At 72.6% G+C, this 16941-nt stretch carries 14 protein-coding genes; 10 read left to right on the forward strand and 4 right to left on the reverse strand.

Annotated features, from left to right (window positions below; translation table 11 throughout):
• Positions 1 to 154: 154 nt before the first annotated feature.
• Genes J4E96_RS06275 through J4E96_RS06285 form a run of 3 tightly spaced genes read right to left on the reverse strand, consistent with a single transcriptional unit; the run spans position 155 to position 3392 of the window.
• Positions 155 to 1531: an NAD(P)/FAD-dependent oxidoreductase gene (locus tag J4E96_RS06275; protein ID WP_227424914.1), complete on the reverse strand. Its 1377-nt coding sequence runs from the start codon at positions 1529 to 1531 to the stop codon at positions 155 to 157.
• The gene (locus J4E96_RS06280; RefSeq protein ID WP_227424915.1) at positions 1528 to 2919 is read right to left on the reverse strand and encodes an aspartate aminotransferase family protein; all 1392 of its coding nucleotides are present in this window, start codon (positions 2917 to 2919) and stop codon (positions 1528 to 1530) included. Before J4E96_RS06280 ends, J4E96_RS06275 begins: the two co-directional genes overlap by 4 nt.
• Positions 2916 to 3392 (reverse strand): Lrp/AsnC family transcriptional regulator, encoded by a 477-nt coding sequence (locus J4E96_RS06285; RefSeq protein ID WP_227424916.1) that lies wholly within the window; start codon positions 3390 to 3392, stop codon positions 2916 to 2918. Before J4E96_RS06285 ends, J4E96_RS06280 begins: the two co-directional genes overlap by 4 nt.
• 181 nt (positions 3393 to 3573) lie before the next feature.
• Between J4E96_RS06285 and J4E96_RS06290 the strand changes: the two genes are divergently transcribed.
• From J4E96_RS06290 to J4E96_RS06320, 7 genes are all read left to right on the forward strand, one after another.
• Entirely contained in the window at positions 3574 to 5040 is a 1467-nt protein-coding gene (locus tag J4E96_RS06290; RefSeq protein ID WP_227424917.1) for a gamma-aminobutyraldehyde dehydrogenase, read from the forward strand.
• Between the two features lie 167 nt (positions 5041 to 5207).
• On the forward strand, positions 5208 to 6446 hold the full coding sequence (locus J4E96_RS06295; RefSeq protein WP_227424918.1) for a polyamine ABC transporter substrate-binding protein: 1239 nt from the start codon (positions 5208 to 5210) through the stop codon (positions 6444 to 6446).
• 2 nt (positions 6447 to 6448) lie between these two features.
• Positions 6449 to 7612 carry an ABC transporter ATP-binding protein gene (locus tag J4E96_RS06300; protein WP_227424919.1) on the forward strand — a complete coding sequence of 388 codons (1164 nt, stop codon included), beginning with the start codon at positions 6449 to 6451 and terminating at the stop codon, positions 7610 to 7612.
• A gap of 54 nt (positions 7613 to 7666) precedes the next feature.
• Positions 7667 to 8599, forward strand: a complete 933-nt coding sequence (locus J4E96_RS06305) for an ABC transporter permease (RefSeq protein WP_227424920.1) — start codon at positions 7667 to 7669, stop codon at positions 8597 to 8599.
• On the forward strand, positions 8596 to 9408 hold the full coding sequence (locus tag J4E96_RS06310) for an ABC transporter permease (RefSeq protein ID WP_227424921.1): 813 nt from the start codon (positions 8596 to 8598) through the stop codon (positions 9406 to 9408). The genes J4E96_RS06305 and J4E96_RS06310 overlap by 4 nt, the downstream gene beginning before the upstream one ends.
• 52 nt (positions 9409 to 9460) lie before the next feature.
• Positions 9461 to 10774 carry a saccharopine dehydrogenase family protein gene (locus tag J4E96_RS06315; protein WP_227424922.1) on the forward strand — a complete coding sequence of 438 codons (1314 nt, stop codon included), beginning with the start codon at positions 9461 to 9463 and terminating at the stop codon, positions 10772 to 10774.
• A gap of 112 nt (positions 10775 to 10886) precedes the next feature.
• A complete protein-coding gene (locus tag J4E96_RS06320) occupies positions 10887 to 11903 on the forward strand; it encodes an NAD-dependent epimerase/dehydratase family protein (protein WP_227424923.1) in 1017 nt (338 codons plus the stop codon).
• Positions 11904 to 11946: 43 nt separating this feature from the next.
• On the opposite strand, the gene gabT is transcribed toward J4E96_RS06320, so the two are convergent.
• Positions 11947 to 13302, reverse strand: coding sequence for a 4-aminobutyrate--2-oxoglutarate transaminase (gene gabT / locus J4E96_RS06325; protein WP_227424924.1), 1356 nt, complete (start codon positions 13300 to 13302; stop codon positions 11947 to 11949).
• Between the two features lie 121 nt (positions 13303 to 13423).
• On the opposite strand from gabT, the gene J4E96_RS06330 reads away from it, so the two are divergent.
• The 3 genes from J4E96_RS06330 to J4E96_RS06340 all read left to right on the forward strand — a co-directional run bounded on the left by J4E96_RS06330 (position 13424) and on the right by J4E96_RS06340 (position 16932).
• Positions 13424 to 14731 carry a M50 family metallopeptidase gene (locus J4E96_RS06330; RefSeq protein WP_227424925.1) on the forward strand — a complete coding sequence of 436 codons (1308 nt, stop codon included), beginning with the start codon at positions 13424 to 13426 and terminating at the stop codon, positions 14729 to 14731.
• A 73-nt stretch (positions 14732 to 14804) separates the two neighbouring features.
• Positions 14805 to 15935: a flavodoxin-dependent (E)-4-hydroxy-3-methylbut-2-enyl-diphosphate synthase gene (ispG, locus tag J4E96_RS06335; RefSeq protein ID WP_227425681.1), complete on the forward strand. Its 1131-nt coding sequence runs from the start codon at positions 14805 to 14807 to the stop codon at positions 15933 to 15935.
• Between the two features lie 109 nt (positions 15936 to 16044).
• On the forward strand, positions 16045 to 16932 hold the full coding sequence (locus tag J4E96_RS06340; RefSeq protein WP_227424926.1) for a GNAT family N-acetyltransferase: 888 nt from the start codon (positions 16045 to 16047) through the stop codon (positions 16930 to 16932).
• Positions 16933 to 16941 lie beyond the last annotated feature (9 nt).

Consider the following 16941-nt stretch of genomic DNA (forward strand, 5'->3'; position numbering starts at 1 on the left):
TGCTGGTCCGGGACCAGTTCAGGGGACCGATTTCCCACACACGCGGCGTTGGGAGCCGAATGCCCACACTCGGAGCATGCGGTGGGTGTGGAGCATGCGGTGGGTGTGGAGCACACGGTGGGTGGAGCTCGCGCCGGGGTGGAGGTGGTGCGGGCTAGTGGCCCGTGAACCGGCCGAGGGCGGTCGCCAGGGCGCTCGGGCGCCGAGTGAGGCGCTCCTCGGCGTCGGCGGCGACGGCGACGGCGAACCCCGCGTTGATGCCGAGCCAGCGCGCGGGTTCGGCCTCCCAGCGCGGCGAGCGGTGGTTGACCCACGGGAGCCGCGTCAGCGCGCTGTCATGGCCCGAGATCAGGTCCGCGAGCGTGCGGCCGGCGAGGTTGGTCGTGGCCAAGCCGTCGCCGACGTACCCACCCGCCCAGGCCAGCCCCGTGCGCGGGTCGAGGCCGACGCTCGCCTGCCAGTCGCGGGCGATGCCCAGTGGTCCGCCCCAGGAATGGGTCACCGCGAAGTCCGCGACGTCCGGGAACAGGTCGATCAGGGCCGCGCGCAGGTGGGCGTGCACCCGCCGGTCGCGGTCGAACGCGCCCTCGATCTTCGAGCCCGCGTGGTACGGCGCGCCCCGGCCGCCGAACGCGAGCCGGTCGTCCGCCGTGCGCTGGCCGTAGACGATGAGGTGGCGGTGGTCGGCGAACGTCTCACCGCGCGCCAGGCCGAGGCGGTCCCACACCGACGTCGGCAGCGGCTCGGTCGCGATCATCAGCGAGTAGACCGGCACGACGTCGCGGCCGGTGCCGGGCAGCCGGGCCGTCCACGCCTCCGTCGCCCGCACGACGTGCTTGGCGCGCACAATGCCGTGATCGGTGACGACGGCACGCGGCGACAGGCGCAGCGCCGTCGTGCCCTCGGCGATCTGCACGCCGCGGCGCTCGAGCACGCGCGCGAGGCCGCGCGCCAGTCGGGCCGGTTGGACCCGGGCGCAGTCCGGGGTGAAGGTCGCGCCGAGCACGCGCGTGGCGCCGACCCGCTCGCGGGCCTGCGCGGCGTCGAGCAGCGTGACCTCGTCGCCCCAGCGTGCGGCGGCATCGGCGTCGGCGCGGGCCCGGTCGAGCTGGGCGGCCGAGCGCGCGAGCGTGACCGTCCCGCCGTACGCGAAGTCGCACTCGATCTCCTCGAACGCCGCGACGCCGCCCACCTCGACCACGGTGTCCCGCATCGCGGCGCGCAGCGCGCGCGCCGCCTCGGGCCCGTGCTCGCGGGCGATCGCGTCGGCCGACGTCGGGAACAGGGCCGAGCACCAGCCCCCGTTGCGCCCGCTCGCCCCGAAGCCGGCGAACTCGCGCTCGACGATCACGACCCGCACCTCGGGGTCGGCCTCGGTCAGGTAGTAGGCCGTCCACAGCCCGGTCAGGCCCGCGCCGACGACGACGACGTCGGCCTCGCAGTCGCCGTCCAGCGGGGCGCGGGGCGTGAGCGGGTCGCCGTCCGCGACCACCTGGTCGAGCCAGAGGGAGAGGTCGCGGGGGCCGCTCACAGGCGAGTCCAGGCTTCCGACAGCACGCCGCGCAGGATCTGCTCCATCTGGTCGAACTCGGCGGGGCCGCAGGTCAGCGGCGGCGCGAGCTGGACCACCGGGTCGCCGCGGTCGTCGGCGCGGCAGTACAGGCCGGCGTCGAACAGGGCCTTGGACAGGAAGCCGCGCAGCAGGCGCTCGCTCTCGTCGTCGTCGAAGGTCTCGCGGGTCGCCTTGTCCTTGACGAGCTCGATCCCGTAGAAGTACCCGTCCCCGCGCACGTCGCCGACGATCGGCAGGTCGAGCAGCTTCTCGAGCGTGCTGCGGAAGATCGGCGCGTTCGCGTGCACGTGCTCGGTGATCTTCTCGCGCTCGAAGATGTCGAGGTTCGCCATCGCGACGGCCGCCGAGACCGGGTGCCCGCCGAACGTGTACCCGTGGTAGAAGGTCGTCGAGCCCGTGCTGAACGGCTCGAACAGCCGGTCGGACGCGATGAGCGCGCCGATCGGGGAGTACCCCGAGGTCATGCCCTTCGCGCAGGTGATCATGTCGGGGACGTACCCGTAGTCGTTGCACGCGAAGATCTCGCCGATCCGGCCGAACGCGCAGATCACCTCGTCGGACACGAGCAGCACGTCGTAGGCGTCGCAGATCTCCCGGACCCGCTCGAAGTACCCGGGCGGCGGGGGGAAGCAGCCGCCGGAGTTCTGGACCGGCTCGAGGAACACGGCCGCGACGGTATCGGCGCCCTCGAAGAGGATCGCCTCCTCGATCCGGTCGGCGGCCCACCGGCCGAACGCCTTGGGATCCTCGCGCAGCGCCTCCGGCCCGCGGTAGATGTTCGTGTTGGGCACCTTGTGCGCGCCGGGCACGAGCGGCTCGAACGGGGCCTTCATCGCGGGGATGCCGGTGATCGACAGCGCCCCCTGCGGGGTGCCGTGGTAGGCGACCGCGCGCGAGATGACCTTGTACTTGGTCGGCTGACCCTGGAGCTTCCAGTACTGCTTCGCGAGCTTCCAGGCCGTCTCGACGGCCTCGCCGCCGCCGGTCGTGAAGAAGACGCGGTTGAGGTCGCCCGGCGCGTGATGCGCGAGGCGTTCGGCCAGGTCGATCGCGTTCGGGTGCGCGTACGACCAGAGCGGGAAGAACGCGAGCTCGCTGGCCTGGGCGTGGGCCCGCTCGGCGAGCTCGGCGCGGCCGTGGCCGACCTGCACGACGAACAGCCCCGACAGGCCGTCGATGAGCTGGTGACCGGTGTCGTCCCAGATGTGGTGGCCCTGCCCGCGCACGATCGTCGGCACGGACAGGTCCCAGCTGCTGTGCCGCGTGAAGTGGCCCCACAGGTGGCGCCGCGCGGCGTCGTCGCGGGGGGTGCCGGTGGGCGTGACGGAGCGGGCTTCGGTGGTCATCGGGTTCCCCAGTTGTATTGCTGCTTGCGGAGCTTGAGGTAGACGAACGTCTCGGTGCCGAGCACTCCCGGGAGCGCGCGGATCTTGTTGTTGAGCACGTCGAGGAGGTGCTCGTCGTCCTCGCAGACGACCTCGACCAGCAGGTCGAACCCCCCGGCGGTGATCACCACGTAGTCGATCTCGGGCAGCTCGGCGATCGAGTCGGCGAGCTTCTCGAGGTCGCCGCCGCTGCGGATCCCGATCATCGCCTGGCGCGCGAAGCCCACCTGGACGGGGTCGGTGACGGCGACGATCTGCACGATGCCGGACTCGACGAGCCGTTGGACGCGCTGGCGGACCGCGGCCTCCGAGAGGCCGACCGCCTTGCCGATCGACGCGTAGGCGCGCCGGCCGTCCTCCTGGAGCTGCTCGATGATGGCCTTCGAGATCGCGTCCAGCGGGACGGTCGCCGAGGTGCGCGAGCGCTGAGTCATGTGCCGATGGTCCCTGCTGGACCCGCGTGTGCGCAAGTGATTCCGCAGTGCGCCGGCCTGCGGGCCGCTGATTTCGGCGTCACGGGCCCGTGCAACCGTTGATTTCGGATCGAACTCGACTAGCCTCGGAGCGCGGGCGGATGCACCCAGCGACCCGCGACCCGGGCCCGAGGAGACCGTTGTGAGCGCCACGACCACCGACCTGACACCCCCGCCGCCGCTGACCGCGCTGCGCAACTTCATCGACGGCGCGCACCACGACGCCGGCTCGGGCCGCACCGCCGAGATCATCGATCCGAGCACCGGTCGGGCCTACGCGAGCGCGCCCGTCTCCGACGCCGACGACGTCGACCGGGCCCTGCGCGCCGCCTCGCGGGCGTTCGGAGCGTGGCGCGACAGCACGCCGGGCGAGCGCCAGCTCGCGCTGCTGCGCATCGCCGACGCGATCGACGCGCGCGCGGGGGAGTTCGTCGAGGTCGAGTCCCGCAACACCGGCAAGCCGCTCGCCCTCGTCGCCAGCGACGAGCTGCCGCCGTCGAGCGACCACTTCCGCTTCTTCGCGGGCGCGGCGCGCCTGCTCGAGGGGTCGAGCGCGGGGGAGTACCTCGCCGGCCACACGTCGTTCGTGCGGCGCGAGCCCATCGGCGTGTGCGGGCAGGTCACGCCGTGGAACTACCCGCTCATGATGGCCGTGTGGAAGATCGCGCCGGCGCTCGCGGCCGGCAACACGGTGGTGCTCAAGCCGTCCGACACGACGCCCGCGTCGACGCTGCTGCTGGCCGAGATCGCCGCCGAGTTCCTGCCCGCCGGCGTGTTCAACGTCGTGTGCGGGGACCGGGACACCGGCCGGGCGCTCGTGGACCACCCGCTCCCGGACATGGTCTCGATCACCGGCTCCGTGCGCGCAGGGATGGAGGTCGCGGGCAGCGCGGCCCGCGACGTCAAGCGTGTGCACCTCGAGCTCGGGGGCAAGGCCCCGGTCGTCGTGTTCGCCGACGCCGACCTCGCGGCGGCCGCGGCGGGGATCGCCTACGGCGGCTTCTACAACGCGGGCCAGGACTGCACCGCCGCGACCCGGGTGCTCGTGCACGAGTCGGTGCACGCGGACTTCGCCGCCGCGCTCGCCGAGCAGGCGGCCGGCCAGCGCACGGGCCGCCCGGACGAGGACGACATCGCGTTCGGGCCGGTCAACAGCGCGGGCCAGCTCGCGCGCGTCGCCGGCTTCCTCGACCGGCTGCCCGACCACGCGCGGATCCTCACGGGCGGGCACCGGCAGGGCGACACCGGCTACTTCCACGAGGCGACGGTGGTCGACGGGCTGCGCCAGGAGGACGAGGTCAGCCAGACCGAGATCTTCGGTCCCGTCATCACGATCCAGACGTTCCGGGACGAGGCGGAGGCGGTCGCGCTCGCGAACGGGGTCGACTACGGGCTGTCGAGCTCGGTGTGGACGAAGGACCACGGCACTGCGATGCGGATGTCCCGGTCGCTCGACTTCGGCGTCGTGTGGATCAACACCCACATCCCCTTCGTCTCGGAGATGCCGCACGGCGGGTTCAAGCACTCCGGCTACGGCAAGGACCTGTCCAAGTACAGCCTCGAGGACTACACGCGGATCAAGCACGTCATGACGAATCTCGACGCCTGACGGCGGGAAACCGCAGCGAATGTTCCGAACGTGAAACTTTTTCGTTGCGGCCAGTGACATCCACCACGGAATCCCTTGTGCTCTCCCGGTTCCGGTGTCAGCATCCCCACAACGACTCGGTGCCCCCGGCCGCGTCCTGCTGATCGCCTCGAGACCGGAGCCCAGAGATGACCCGTGCGCGCGACCTCCCCGGCGATCCCCTCATCCGGTCCCTCGTCCAGCAGGCCCGGCGGTCGCAGCGCGGGGCCGTCTCGCGCCGCACGGTGCTCGCGGGTGCGGGCGTCGCGGGCGTCGGGTCGCTCCTCGCGGCGTGCGGGACGGGCGGGACGTCGGGCGGGACGTCGTCGTCGGCGGCGCCTGGCACGGACGTCTCGGCGACCGACCCGACCGTCTCGTGGGCGAACTGGACCCTCTACCTCGACTACGACGACGAGTCCCAGAGCTACCCGACGCTCGACGCGTTCGCCGCGGAGACCGGCATCACGGCGAACTACGCCGAGGACATCGACGACAACGACACCTACTTCGGCAAGATCCAGGGCCAGCTCGCGATCGGGCAGGACATCGGGCAGGACATCGTGGTCTTCACGGACTGGATGGCCGCGCGCATGATCCGCCTCGGCTACACCCAGGAGCTGGACCGCACGAACATCCCGAACGCGAGCAACCTGCTCGCGAGCCTCCAGGAGGTCGACTTCGACCCGGGCCGCAAGCACTCGCTGACCTGGCAGTCGGGCTTCGGTGGTCTCGCCTGGTCGAAAGAGAAGATCCCCGGCGGCCTGACCAGCGTCTCCGACCTGTGGAAGCCCGAGTACAAGGGCCGCGTCGAGGTGCTCTCGGAGATGCGGGACACGATCGGGCTGATCATGCTCGACCAGGGCGTGGACATCTCGGGAGACTGGGGCGACGACGAGTTCGACGCCGCGCTCGCGGTCGTGACCGAGCAGATCGCGTCCGGCCAGATCCGTCAGGTCAAGGGCAACTCCTACAAGGAGGACCTGATCTCGGGGGACGCCGTCGCCGTGATCGGCTGGTCGGGGGACATCACCCAGATCAACTTCGAGTACGACGACCAGTGGTCGTTCCTGCTGCCGGAGGCTGGCGGCACGCTCTGGTCGGACAACATGGAGATCCCGATCGGCGCGACCCACAAGGCGAACGCCGAGGCGCTGATGAACTACTACTACGACCCGGTCGTGGCCGCCCAGGTCGCCGCGTACGTCAACTTCATCTGCCCCGTCGACGGCGCCCAGGACGCGATGGCGGACATCGACCCCAGCCTCGTCGAGAACCCCCTGATCTTTCCCGACGCCGCGACCCTGGCGCAGGCGCACGTGTTCCGGAGCCTGAGCGCGGAGGAGGAGACGAAGTACAACGGCGCCTACCTCACGGCCGTGGGGGCCTGAGCGTGGCCGGCGGGCCGGGCACGGCGACGGACACGCCGCCCGCGCCCCAGGTCGCGACGTCGTCGGGCGCCGACCTCGAGATCGCCGGTGTCACGAAGGACTTCGGCACGTTCCTCGCCGTCGACGACCTGACCCTGACCGTGCCGTCGGGCTCGTTCTTCGCGCTGCTCGGCCCGTCCGGCTGCGGCAAGACGACCACGCTGCGGATGGTCGCGGGGCTCGAGCACCCGACGGCGGGCTCGATCTCGATCGGCGGCGTCGACATGACGGCGCGCAAGGCGTACCAGCGCCCCGTGAACACGGTGTTCCAGAGCTACGCGCTGTTCCCGCACCTGACGGTGCTCGAGAACGTCGCGTTCGGGCTGCGCCGCACGAAGGTGCCCGACGCCGTCGCCCGCGCCGGGGAGGGCCTGGACCTCGTCGAGCTGCGCCACCTCGCGGACCGCAGGCCCGCGCAGCTCTCGGGCGGCCAGCAGCAACGCGTCGCGCTCGCCCGCGCGCTCGTGAACAACCCCGCCGTGCTGCTCCTGGACGAGCCGCTCGGCGCGCTCGACCTCAAGCTGCGCCGCCAGATGCAGGTCGAGCTTAAGCGGATCCAGACCGAGGTCGGCCTGACGTTCGTGCACGTCACGCACGACCAGGAGGAGGCCATGACGATGGCCGACACCGTCGCGGTGATGAACGCCGGCCGGATCGAGCAGATGGGGCCGCCGGAGCAGCTGTACGAGCTGCCGCGCACGGCGTTCGTCGCGAACTTCCTCGGGCAGTCGAACCTGCTCCCGGGCGTCGTCGTCGAGTCCCGCGACGGGTGGCTCGGCGTCGACGTCGCGGGCACCCGGCTGGTCGTGCCCGGCGCCCGCGCGGTGAGCACCTCGGGGTCGGTGCTGGTCGGGGTCCGCCCCGAGAAGGTGCTGCTGCTCGCCGGCGGCGAGGAGCCCGCACCGGATGCCAACGTGATCGGGCCGGGCACCGTCGCTGATGTGTCCTTCTCCGGCGTCAGCACGCAGTACCAGGTCGACGTGCCGGGCCTGGGCACGCTCGGGGTGTTCGCGCAGAACCTCGCCGGCGGGGCGCGCGTCGCGGTGGGGGACCGGGTCCGGCTCGCCTGGGCGCCGGGGTTCACCTTCGGCCTCGACGGCGACGACGACGCGTCGGCCGGCGCATGAGCATCGTCCGGCCGGAGGCCCGCGCATGAGCATCGTCCGGCCGGAGGACGGCGCATGAGCATCGCGGCGGCGCTCGGCACCGAGGCCGCGGCCGGCCCGCTCGGCGGCGCGGCGCCGCCAGCGCAGCGGCGCGCGCGCAGCGGCGCGTACCTGCTCCTGATCCCGGGCCTCGCCTACCTCGTCGTGTTCTTCGTGCTCCCCGTGGTGGCGCTGCTCGCGACCTCGTTGTACGTGCCGGTCCCGGGCGGCGACGTCGGCCAGTTCCAGCCGGCGTTCCACTGGCAGAACTACACCGCGGCGCTCGCGGAGTTCTGGCCCCAGCTCGTGCGCTCGTTCGCCTTCGCGCTCGTGGCGACCGTCGCCGCGCTGCTGATCGGCTACCCGATCGCCTACGTCATCGCCGTGAAGGCGCGCGGCAGGTCGTTCCTGCAGGGGCTGCTGCTCGTCCTGCTCATCGCGCCGTTCTTCACCAGCTTCATCCTGCGCACGGTCGCCTGGAAGCAGATCCTCGCCGACGACGCGTTCGTCGCCACCGCGCTGCGCTGGCTGCACGTGCTGCCGGCGGACGGCCGGCTCACCGCGACCGCGTTCGCGGTCGTCGCGGGGCTCACGTACAACTTCCTGCCGTTCATGGCGCTGCCCATCTATGCGAGCCTCGAGCGCATGGACCCGCGCCTGATCGAGGCGGGCGGCGACCTGTACGCGAACGGGCCGACGACCTTCTGGCGGGTCACGCTGCCGCTGTCGATGCCCGGCGTCGTCTCGGGGACGCTGCTCACGTTCATCCCGGCCTCGGGCGACTACGTCAACTCGAGCCTGCTCGGCAACCCGACGAGCACGGTGATGATCGGGCAGGTCATCGACTCGCGGTTCTTCCGGGTGTCCGACTACCCGACGGCGTCGGCGTTGTCCGTCGTGCTCATGGTCGCGATCCTCGTGCTCGTCGGCCTGTACGTCCGCCGCGCCGGGACGGAGGACCTCGTATGAGCCGGCGGCGGCACTGGTCCCTCGGGGACGCGATCGTCCCCGTGTTCGCGACGCTCGCGTTCGCCTACCTGCTCGTGCCGATCGCGTACACCGTCGCGTTCTCGTTCAACGACGCGGGCAAGTCGAACCTCGTGTGGCGCGGCTTCTCGCTGCGCGCCTGGCAGCACCCGTGCGGCGCCCCGCAGGTGTGCCAGTCGCTCGTGAACTCGCTCACGGTCGGCGTCATCGCGACGGCGGTCGCCACGGTGCTCGGGACGCTCATCGCGATCGCGCTCGTCCGCTACCGGTTCCGGGGCCGCTCGGCCGCGAACCTGCTGATCTTCCTGCCGATGTCGACCCCCGAGGTCGTGCTCGGCGCGGCGCTGCTCGCGCAGTTCCTGTCGCTGCGGGTGCAGCCGGGCTTCGGGACCGTCGTCGTCGCCCACGTGATGTTCTGCATCTCGTTCGTGGTGGTCACGGTCAAGGCGCGCGTGGCGAGCCTCGATCCCCGGCTCGAGGAGGCCGCGGCCGACCTGTACGCCTCGGCCTGGCTCGCGTTCTGGAAGGTCACCTTCCCGCTGCTGGTCCCGGGGATCGCCGCCGCCGCGCTGCTGGCGTTCTCGCTGAGCTTCGACGACTTCATCATCACGAACTTCAACTCGGGGAGCTTCACGACGTTCCCGAAGTTCGTCTACGTCTCGGCGACCCGCGGCATCCCGCCGCAGGCGAACGTCATCGGCTCGATGATGTTCTTCCTCGCCCTCGCGCTGGTCATCGGCGTGCAGGTCGTCTCGTCGGCCCGTCGGCGCAGGGCCGCGGCCGTGGGCTGAGCCGCCCGCGGGGCCAGCGGGTGGTAGGCAGGAGGCAACGGAGGGAGCGGACGTGCGGATTCTCGTGATCGGCAGCGGTGGGGTGGGCGACGCGGTCGCCCGGATCGCGGCTCGGAGGACGTTCTTCGAGCTGATGGTGGTGGCGGACTTCGACCTGGGCCGCGCCGAGAGGACGGTTGCTGCTGCGCTCGTGCGCGATGAAACTGGCGCGCTCGCGCGCGATGAGACTGCCGCGCCCGGCCCGCGGTTCGTCGCGGCGCGGGTGGACGCCTCGGACGCCGCCGCCGTCGAGTCGCTCGCGCGCGAGCACGGCGCCACGCACGTGCTCAACGCCGTCGACCCGCGGTTCGTGCTGCCGGTGTTCACGGGAGCGCTCGCCGCCGGCGCCGACTACCTCGACATGGCCATGTCCCTGTCGCGCCCGCACCCGGAACGCCCCTACGAGCTGACCGGGGTCAAGCTCGGCGACGAGCAGTTCGCCGCGCACGAGTCGGTCCGCGCGGCGGGCAGGCTCGCGCTGGTCGGCATGGGCGTCGAGCCGGGACTGTCGAACGTGTTCGCGCGCTACGCCGTCGACCACCTGTTCTCGGAGGTCGACGAGCTCGGCACGCGCGACGGCGCCAACCTCGAGGTGGTCGGCGACGACGGCGAGCCGATCTTCGCGCCCTCGTTCTCGATCTGGACGACGATCGAGGAATGCCTCAACCCGCCCGTGATCTGGGAGGCGGGCCGCGGCTGGTACACCACGGCGCCGTTCTCCGAGCCTGAGGTGTTCGACTTCCCCGGCGGCATCGGCCCGGTGGAGTGCGTGCACGTCGAGCACGAGGAGGTGCTGCTGATGCCGCGCTTCCTCACCGCGAAGAAGGTCACCTTCAAGTACGGCTTGGGCGAGGAGTTCATCTCGGTGCTGCGCACCCTGCACACCCTCGGGCTCGACCGGACGACGCCCGTGCGGGTGAAGTCGGCCGACCCCGCCGCCCCCGGCGCCGTCGCGGTCAGCCCCCGCGACGTCGTCGCCGCCGTGCTGCCCGACCCGGCGACGCTGGGGGACCGGATGCGGGGCACCACGTGCGCGGGCCTGCTCGTGACCGGCCTCGGCCTCGACGGCCGCCCGCGCGAGGTCTACCTGCACCATCTGGTGGACAACGCCTGGTCGATGCGCGAGTACGGGGCGCAGTGCGTCGTCTGGCAGACCGCAGTCAACCCCGTCGTCGCGCTCGAGCTGCTCGCGACCGGCGTCTGGTCCGGGGCGGGAGTGCTCGGCCCGGAGGCGTTCGACGCGGTCCCGTTCCTCGACCTGTTGGCGGCCCCCGAACCGGCAGGCTACGGCTCCCCCTGGTCCCTCCAGGAGCGCCCCCCTTCCTGACCAACCCTCCTCCCCTCCCCAACTTCCGCGTTTTCAGGGGAATATGTGCGGCTGCCGCACACATTCCCTTGAAAAGGCGCCGGGGGCGGGGCGGGAGTGGTGTGCTTGCGGCATGAGGGTGCTCGTGCTGGGGGGGAATGGGTGGGTTGGGCGGCTCGTGGCGGAGGGCGCGCTTGCTCGCGGGCATGAGGTCACGTGCCTCGCGCGGGGGACTGCGGGGGCCCCGCCGACCGGCGCCGTCGTCGTCCGCGCCGACCGCGACGGGCCGGACGCGTACCGCGACGTCGTCGGGACGGCGTGGGACGCGGTGCTCGACGTGTCCCGCCAGCCCGGACACGTCCGGCGCGCGTGCGCGGCGCTGTCCGGCAGCGCGGCGACCTTCGCGTTCGTGTCGTCCAGCAGCGTCTATGCCGGTGCCGCGACGCCGGGGGACGCCGAGGACGCCGATCTCCTGCCCGCGCTCGCGGGCGACGTGCTGACGAGCATGGACGACTACGGCCAGGCCAAGGTCGCGTGCGAGCAGCACGTGCTCGACGCGTTCGGTCCGGAGCGCTCGCTCCTCGCCCGCTGCGGCCTGATCGGCGGCCCGGGCGACGAGTCGGACCGGACCGGGTACTGGCCTGCCCGTTTCGACCGGCCGGCCGCGGCCGACGGCAGCGTCCTGGTGCCCGATGTGCCCGAACTCGGCACCCAGGTGCTCGACGTGCGCGACCTCGCGGCGTGGCTGGTCGGCGCCGTTGAGCGCGCGCTGGCGGGGATCTTCAACGTCGCCGGCGAGACGGTCCGCCTGCCCGACCACCTCGCCGTCGCGCGGTCGGTCGCGGGCCACGTCGGGCCGGTCGTCCACGCGAGCCCGGACTGGCTGATCGCCCACGACGTCGAACCCTGGGCCGGGCCCCGCTCCCTGCCGCTGTGGCTGCCGTGGCCCGAGTACGCGGGCTTCGCGGCGCGCAGCACCGCGGCGGCGCGCGCGGCCGGGCTGGTGACGCGCTCGCTCGCGCAGACACTCGCGGACACCCTCGCCTGGGAACGCGCCCGCCCCGAGCCCGAGAACCGCCGCGCGGGCCTCACCCGCCCGGCGGAACGAGCCCTCCTTGCCCTGGACCCCCCACGTTCGGGCCGAATCTGACCGTTTCTCGATCAGATTCCGCCCATTCGTGGGCGGTCAGCAGCTAGCGGGCGAGGACGACCTCCGTCAGCACGTCGAGGGCGTCGTCGAGCAGCTCGGCCGCGATCACGAGCGGCGGCAGGAAGCGCAGCACGTTGCCGAACGTGCCGCAGGTCAGCACCAGGACGCCGCGCTGCGCGCACTCGCGCGCGATGCGGGCGGCCTCCGCCGCGTCGGGTTCGAGCGTGCCGGGGCGCACGAGCTCGATCGCGAGCATCGCGCCGCGCCCGCGAACCTCGGCGATCTGCGGCGCGTCGTCGGCGAGGGCCCGCAGCCGCGGCACCATGCGCGCCTCGATCGCGCGCGCCGCGGCGGCCAGGTCGTCCCGCTCGTACAGGGCGATCGCCGCGAGGGCGGCAGCGCACGAGACCGGGCTGCCGCCGAACGTGCCACCCAGCCCGCCGGCGTGCACGGCGTCCATGAGCTCCGCTCGCCCGGTCACCGCCGCGAGCGGCAGCCCGCCCGCGATGCCCTTGGCCGTGGCGACCAGGTCGGGCACGACGCCCTCGTGCTCGCACGCGAACATCGTGCCGGTGCGGGCGAAGCCCGTCTGCACCTCGTCGGCGACGAAGACGACGCCGTTGGCCCTCGCCCAGGCCGCGAGGGCGGGCAGGAAGCCGGGCGCGGGCACGATGAAGCCGCCCTCGCCCAGGATCGGCTCGATCACGAGCGCCGCCACCGCGCTCGCCCCCACCTGCTTCTCGATCACCGCGATCGCGCGGGCGGCGGCGTCGGCGCCGCTGATCGGCACCGGCTCGCGCAGGGGGTACGACGCCGGCGCCCGGTAGACCTCGCCCGCGAACGGCCCGAAGCCGGCCTTGTACGGCATCGCCTTGGCGGTCATCGCCATCGTGAGGTTGGTGCGGCCGTGGTAGGCGTGGTCGAACACCACGACCGCGTCGCGACCGGTCGCGTGCCGCGCGATCTTCACCGCGTTCTCCACCGCCTCGGCGCCCGAGTTCACGAGCACCGACTTCTTCGCGTGGTCGCCGGGGGTCAGCCGCGCGAGCGCCTCGCACACGGCCACGTACCCCTCGTAGGGCGCGATCATGAAGCACGTGTGGGTGAAGTCGGCGGCCTGGGCGGCCACGGCGGCGACGACGGCGGGGGCCGAGTTGCCGACCGACGTCACCGCGATGCCCGACCCGAGGTCGATGAAGGTGTTGCCGTCGACGTCCTCGAGCACCCCGCCGCCGGCCCGGGCGACGTAGACGCCCAGCGCGCTCGTGACCGCGCCGGCCACGAACTCGGCACGCCGCGCGCCGAGCTCGAGCGACCGGGGCCCGGGTACGGCGGTCAGCACCCGGCGACGCTGGTCGAGGGTCGGGCGCGCGGCCCGCAGGGCGGATTCGGTGGTCATCTGCCGAATCTACTGGCGCGATCCGTGGGAGGCGGCGCCAACTCTCCAGCGAACTGTCAGACTTCCGGGAGATGATGGCCGACCGCACGGGCCCCGCCGCGCACAACACATCGGAGACCTGATGGCGTACCTCGTAGGCGTGCTGGTGATGGTCGTCGGCGTGCTGATCTCGATCGCGCTGCACGAGGTCGGCCACATGGTGCCCGCACGGAGGTTCGGGGTGCGGGTGAGCCAGTACATGGTCGGCTTCGGCCCGACGCTGTGGTCGCGCACGCGCGGGGAGACCGAGTACGGCATCAAGGCCATCCCGCTCGGCGGGTACGTGCGCATGGTCGGGATGTACCCGACGCCCGACGCCGTCGGGAACCCCCCGGTCACGAACTGGTTCGCCCGCGTAGCCCAGGATGCGCGCGAGGTCAGCGTCGAGGAGATCCGGCCCGGCGAGGAGCACCGCGCGTTCTACCGGCTCTCGACGCCGAAGAAGCTCGTGGTGATGCTCGGCGGGCCGGTCATGAACCTCGTCATCGCCACCGTGCTGCTCACGGTCGTGCTCTGCGGCCTCGGGGTGGCCAGCCTCTCCTCGACGGTCTCGGCCGTGACGCCGTGCGTGCCCGCCGCCGGCGCCACCGAGTGCGCGGCCGGCGACCCGCAGTCGCCGGCCGCCGCCGCGGGGCTGGCCGTCGGCGACACCGTCACCTCCTTCGACGGCACCGCCGTCACCTCGTGGACGCAGCTGTCCGGCCTGATCCGGGAGGCGGGGGGCGAGTCCGTGCCCGTCGTCGTCGACCGCGACGGCGCCGACGTCGCCCTGACCGTCAGCCCAGTCCAGCTGGACCGCGCGGTCGTGGACGCCGACGGCGAGCCCGTGCTCGCGGCGGACGGCACCGCCCGCACGGAGTCCGTGGGCTACCTGGGCATCGGCCCCAGCTACGTGCTGGCGCGCCAGCCGCTGTCGGCGGTGCCCGCGGCGATCGGCGCCGCTGTCGCCGGGACCGCCGAGGTGGTCCTGCACCTGCCCGCGCGGGTCGTCGACGTCGCCCAGTCGGCGTTCGGCTCGCAGGAGCGCGACGCCAACTCGGTCATCGGCGTCGTCGGGATCGGCCGGATCGCGGGCGAGGTGGCGGCCGACGGCGGCGGCGACCTCGGCCTGCTCGGTCAGGTCGTCACGATGCTCAGCCTGATCGCGTCCCTGAACATCGCGCTGTTCGTCTTCAACCTCATCCCGCTTCTCCCGCTCGACGGCGGCCACGTCGCGGGCGCGCTCTGGGAGGGCGCCCGCCGGCAGGTCGCGCGCCTGCGGGGGCTGCCGCGCCCGCGCCCGGTCGACGTGGCGCGCATGATGCCGCTCGCGTACGGCGTCTTCGTGGTGCTCGCCGGAGTGGGCGTGCTGCTGATCTACGCCGACATCGTGCGCCCGGTCTCGCTGTGACGACCGAGACGCCGCCCGCCGAGAGGGACTGCACCGGAAGAGGGATACTGGCTGCGTGAGCATCAACCTTGGTATGCCGGAGGCCCCGGCCCCGGTCCTCGCCCCCCGCCGGCTGACCCGCAAGATCAAGGTCGGCAAGGTCGACGTCGGTGGCGACGCCCCCGTCAGCGTCCAGTCCATGTGCACGACGCAGACGACCAACATCGACGCGACCCTGCAGCAGATCGCCGAGCTGACCGCGGCCGGCTGCGACATCGTGCGCGTCGCGGTACCGACGCAGGACGACGCCGACGCGCTCCCGGTCATCGCCCGCAAGTCCCAGCTCCCGGTGATCGCCGACATCCACTTCCAGCCGAAGTACGTCTTCGCGGCGATCGACGCCGGCTGCGCGGCCGTGCGCGTGAACCCCGGCAACATCCGCAAGTTTGACGACCAGGTCAAGCAGATCGCGCGCGCGGCGTCCGACGCCGGCGTGTCCATCCGGATCGGCGTCAACGCCGGCTCGCTCGACCCGCGTCTGCTCGCCAAGTACGGCAAGGCGACCCCCGAGGCGCTCGTGGAGTCCGCCGTCTGGGAGGCCTCGCTGTTCGAGGAGCACGGCTTCCACGACTTCAAGATCTCGGTCAAGCACAACGACCCCGTGATCATGGTGCGCGCCTACGAGCTGCTCTCCGAGCGCGGCGACTGGCCGCTGCACCTGGGCGTGACCGAGGCGGGCCCGACGTTCCAGGGCACGATCAAGTCGGCGACGGCGTTCGGCGCGCTCCTGAGCAAGGGTATCGGCGACACGATCCGCGTCTCGCTCTCGGCCCCGCCGGTCGAGGAGGTCAAGGTCGGCATCCAGATCCTGCAGTCGCTCAACCTGCGCCCGCGCAAGCTGGAGATCGTCTCGTGCCCCTCGTGCGGCCGGGCGCAGGTGGACGTCTACTCGCTCGCCGAGCGCGTCGCCGCCGGGCTCGAGGGCCTCGAGGTCCCGCTGCGCGTGGCCGTCATGGGCTGCGTCGTGAACGGACCCGGCGAGGCGCGCGAGGCCGACCTCGGCGTGGCGTCCGGCAACGGCAAGGGCCAGATCTTCGTCCGCGGCCAGGTCATCAAGACGGTGCCCGAGTCGATGATCGTCGAGACGTTGATCGAGGAGGCGATGCGGATCGCCGAGTCGATGGAGCCCGTCGCCGACGGCGCGCCCGTCGTGACGGTGTCCTGAGGTCGCGCACCTGACCGCTGAATGACCGCGACGTGACCGGCGCCGGGCTGTCGCGGGCGCCTGGGCGCGTTCCGGTGTCGCTCACAGCCACGTAGTGCACAATTCACTCATGGCACGCTGGCGTGGCTCCACCCTCAGTGGCACCGCAGTGGGCGGTCGGCTGCTCGACGACGCCGACCTCCCGGCGGCGGCCCGGCTGTGCGCGCGGATGCCCGTCGAGTCCGTGCTCGCCGCGAACCGGATCGACGCGGTGGCCCGGTCGGGCCTGAAGTCCTCCGGCGGGCAGCTCTGGGGCTTCGATCGGGCCGGCGAGCTGGCCGCGGTGTGCTGGTCCGGCGCGAACCTCGTGCCCGTCATCCCCCCGGACGCCGACGGCGCGCTCGACGGGTTCGCGGCGCTCGCGCGCGCGCAGGGACGGCGGTGCTCGTCGATCGTCGGCGCGGCCGACGCGGCCCTCGGGCTGTGGGAGCGGCTCGCCCCGTCCTGGTCGAAGCCGCGCGAGATCCGCGCGAACCAGCCGTCGCTCGTGATCGACCACGCACCGCTCGTCGCCCCCGATCCGCTCGTGCGCGTGTCGCGGCCAGACGAGTACGACGCCGTGCTGCCCGCCTGCGTGCTGATGTTCGCCGAGGAGGTCGGGTACTCGCCGGCCTCGGGGCCGAACGGGCCGTACGAGACCCGTGTGCGGTCGCTGATCGCCGAGGAGCGCTCGTTCATCCGGATGGCCCGCGGGCCCCGAGGCCCCGAGGTGATCTTCAAGGCCGAGCTGGGCGCCGTCGCCGGCAAGGTCGCGCAGGTCCAGGGCGTCTGGGTCGCGCCGGACTACCGCGGCCGCGGCTTCTCCGAGGCAGGCATGGCGGCCGTCGTCGCGATGACGCGCGCGCACGTCGCCCCGACCGTCTCGCTGTACGTCAACGACTACAACACCCGCGCCCTCGCGGCCTACTACCGCGTGGGCTTCCGCCAGGTCGGCACCTTCGCGACGATCCTCTTCTAGCCGAGCCCC

Origin of the sequence: Pengzhenrongella sicca (genome assembly GCF_017569225.1) — a bacterium.
GTDB lineage: Bacteria > Actinomycetota > Actinomycetes > Actinomycetales > Cellulomonadaceae > Pengzhenrongella > Pengzhenrongella sicca.

What these genes read in the sequence shown, in the direction of transcription:
- J4E96_RS06310 (WP_227424921.1), top strand. Translation starts at nt 8,596, where the DNA reads ATGAGCCGGCGGCGGCACTGGTCCCTCGGGGACGCGATCGTCCCCGTG.
- J4E96_RS06330 (WP_227424925.1), top strand. Translation starts at nt 13,424, where the DNA reads ATGGCGTACCTCGTAGGCGTGCTGGTGATGGTCGTCGGCGTGCTGATC.
- gabT (WP_227424924.1), bottom strand. Translation starts at nt 13,302, where the DNA reads ATGACCACCGAATCCGCCCTGCGGGCCGCGCGCCCGACCCTCGACCAG.
- J4E96_RS06305 (WP_227424920.1), top strand. Translation starts at nt 7,667, where the DNA reads ATGAGCATCGCGGCGGCGCTCGGCACCGAGGCCGCGGCCGGCCCGCTC.
- ispG (WP_227425681.1), top strand. Translation starts at nt 14,805, where the DNA reads ATGCCGGAGGCCCCGGCCCCGGTCCTCGCCCCCCGCCGGCTGACCCGC.
- J4E96_RS06280 (WP_227424915.1), bottom strand. Translation starts at nt 2,919, where the DNA reads ATGACCACCGAAGCCCGCTCCGTCACGCCCACCGGCACCCCCCGCGAC.
- J4E96_RS06320 (WP_227424923.1), top strand. Translation starts at nt 10,887, where the DNA reads ATGAGGGTGCTCGTGCTGGGGGGGAATGGGTGGGTTGGGCGGCTCGTG.
- J4E96_RS06295 (WP_227424918.1), top strand. Translation starts at nt 5,208, where the DNA reads ATGACCCGTGCGCGCGACCTCCCCGGCGATCCCCTCATCCGGTCCCTC.
- J4E96_RS06285 (WP_227424916.1), bottom strand. Translation starts at nt 3,392, where the DNA reads ATGACTCAGCGCTCGCGCACCTCGGCGACCGTCCCGCTGGACGCGATC.
- J4E96_RS06340 (WP_227424926.1), top strand. Translation starts at nt 16,045, where the DNA reads ATGGCACGCTGGCGTGGCTCCACCCTCAGTGGCACCGCAGTGGGCGGT.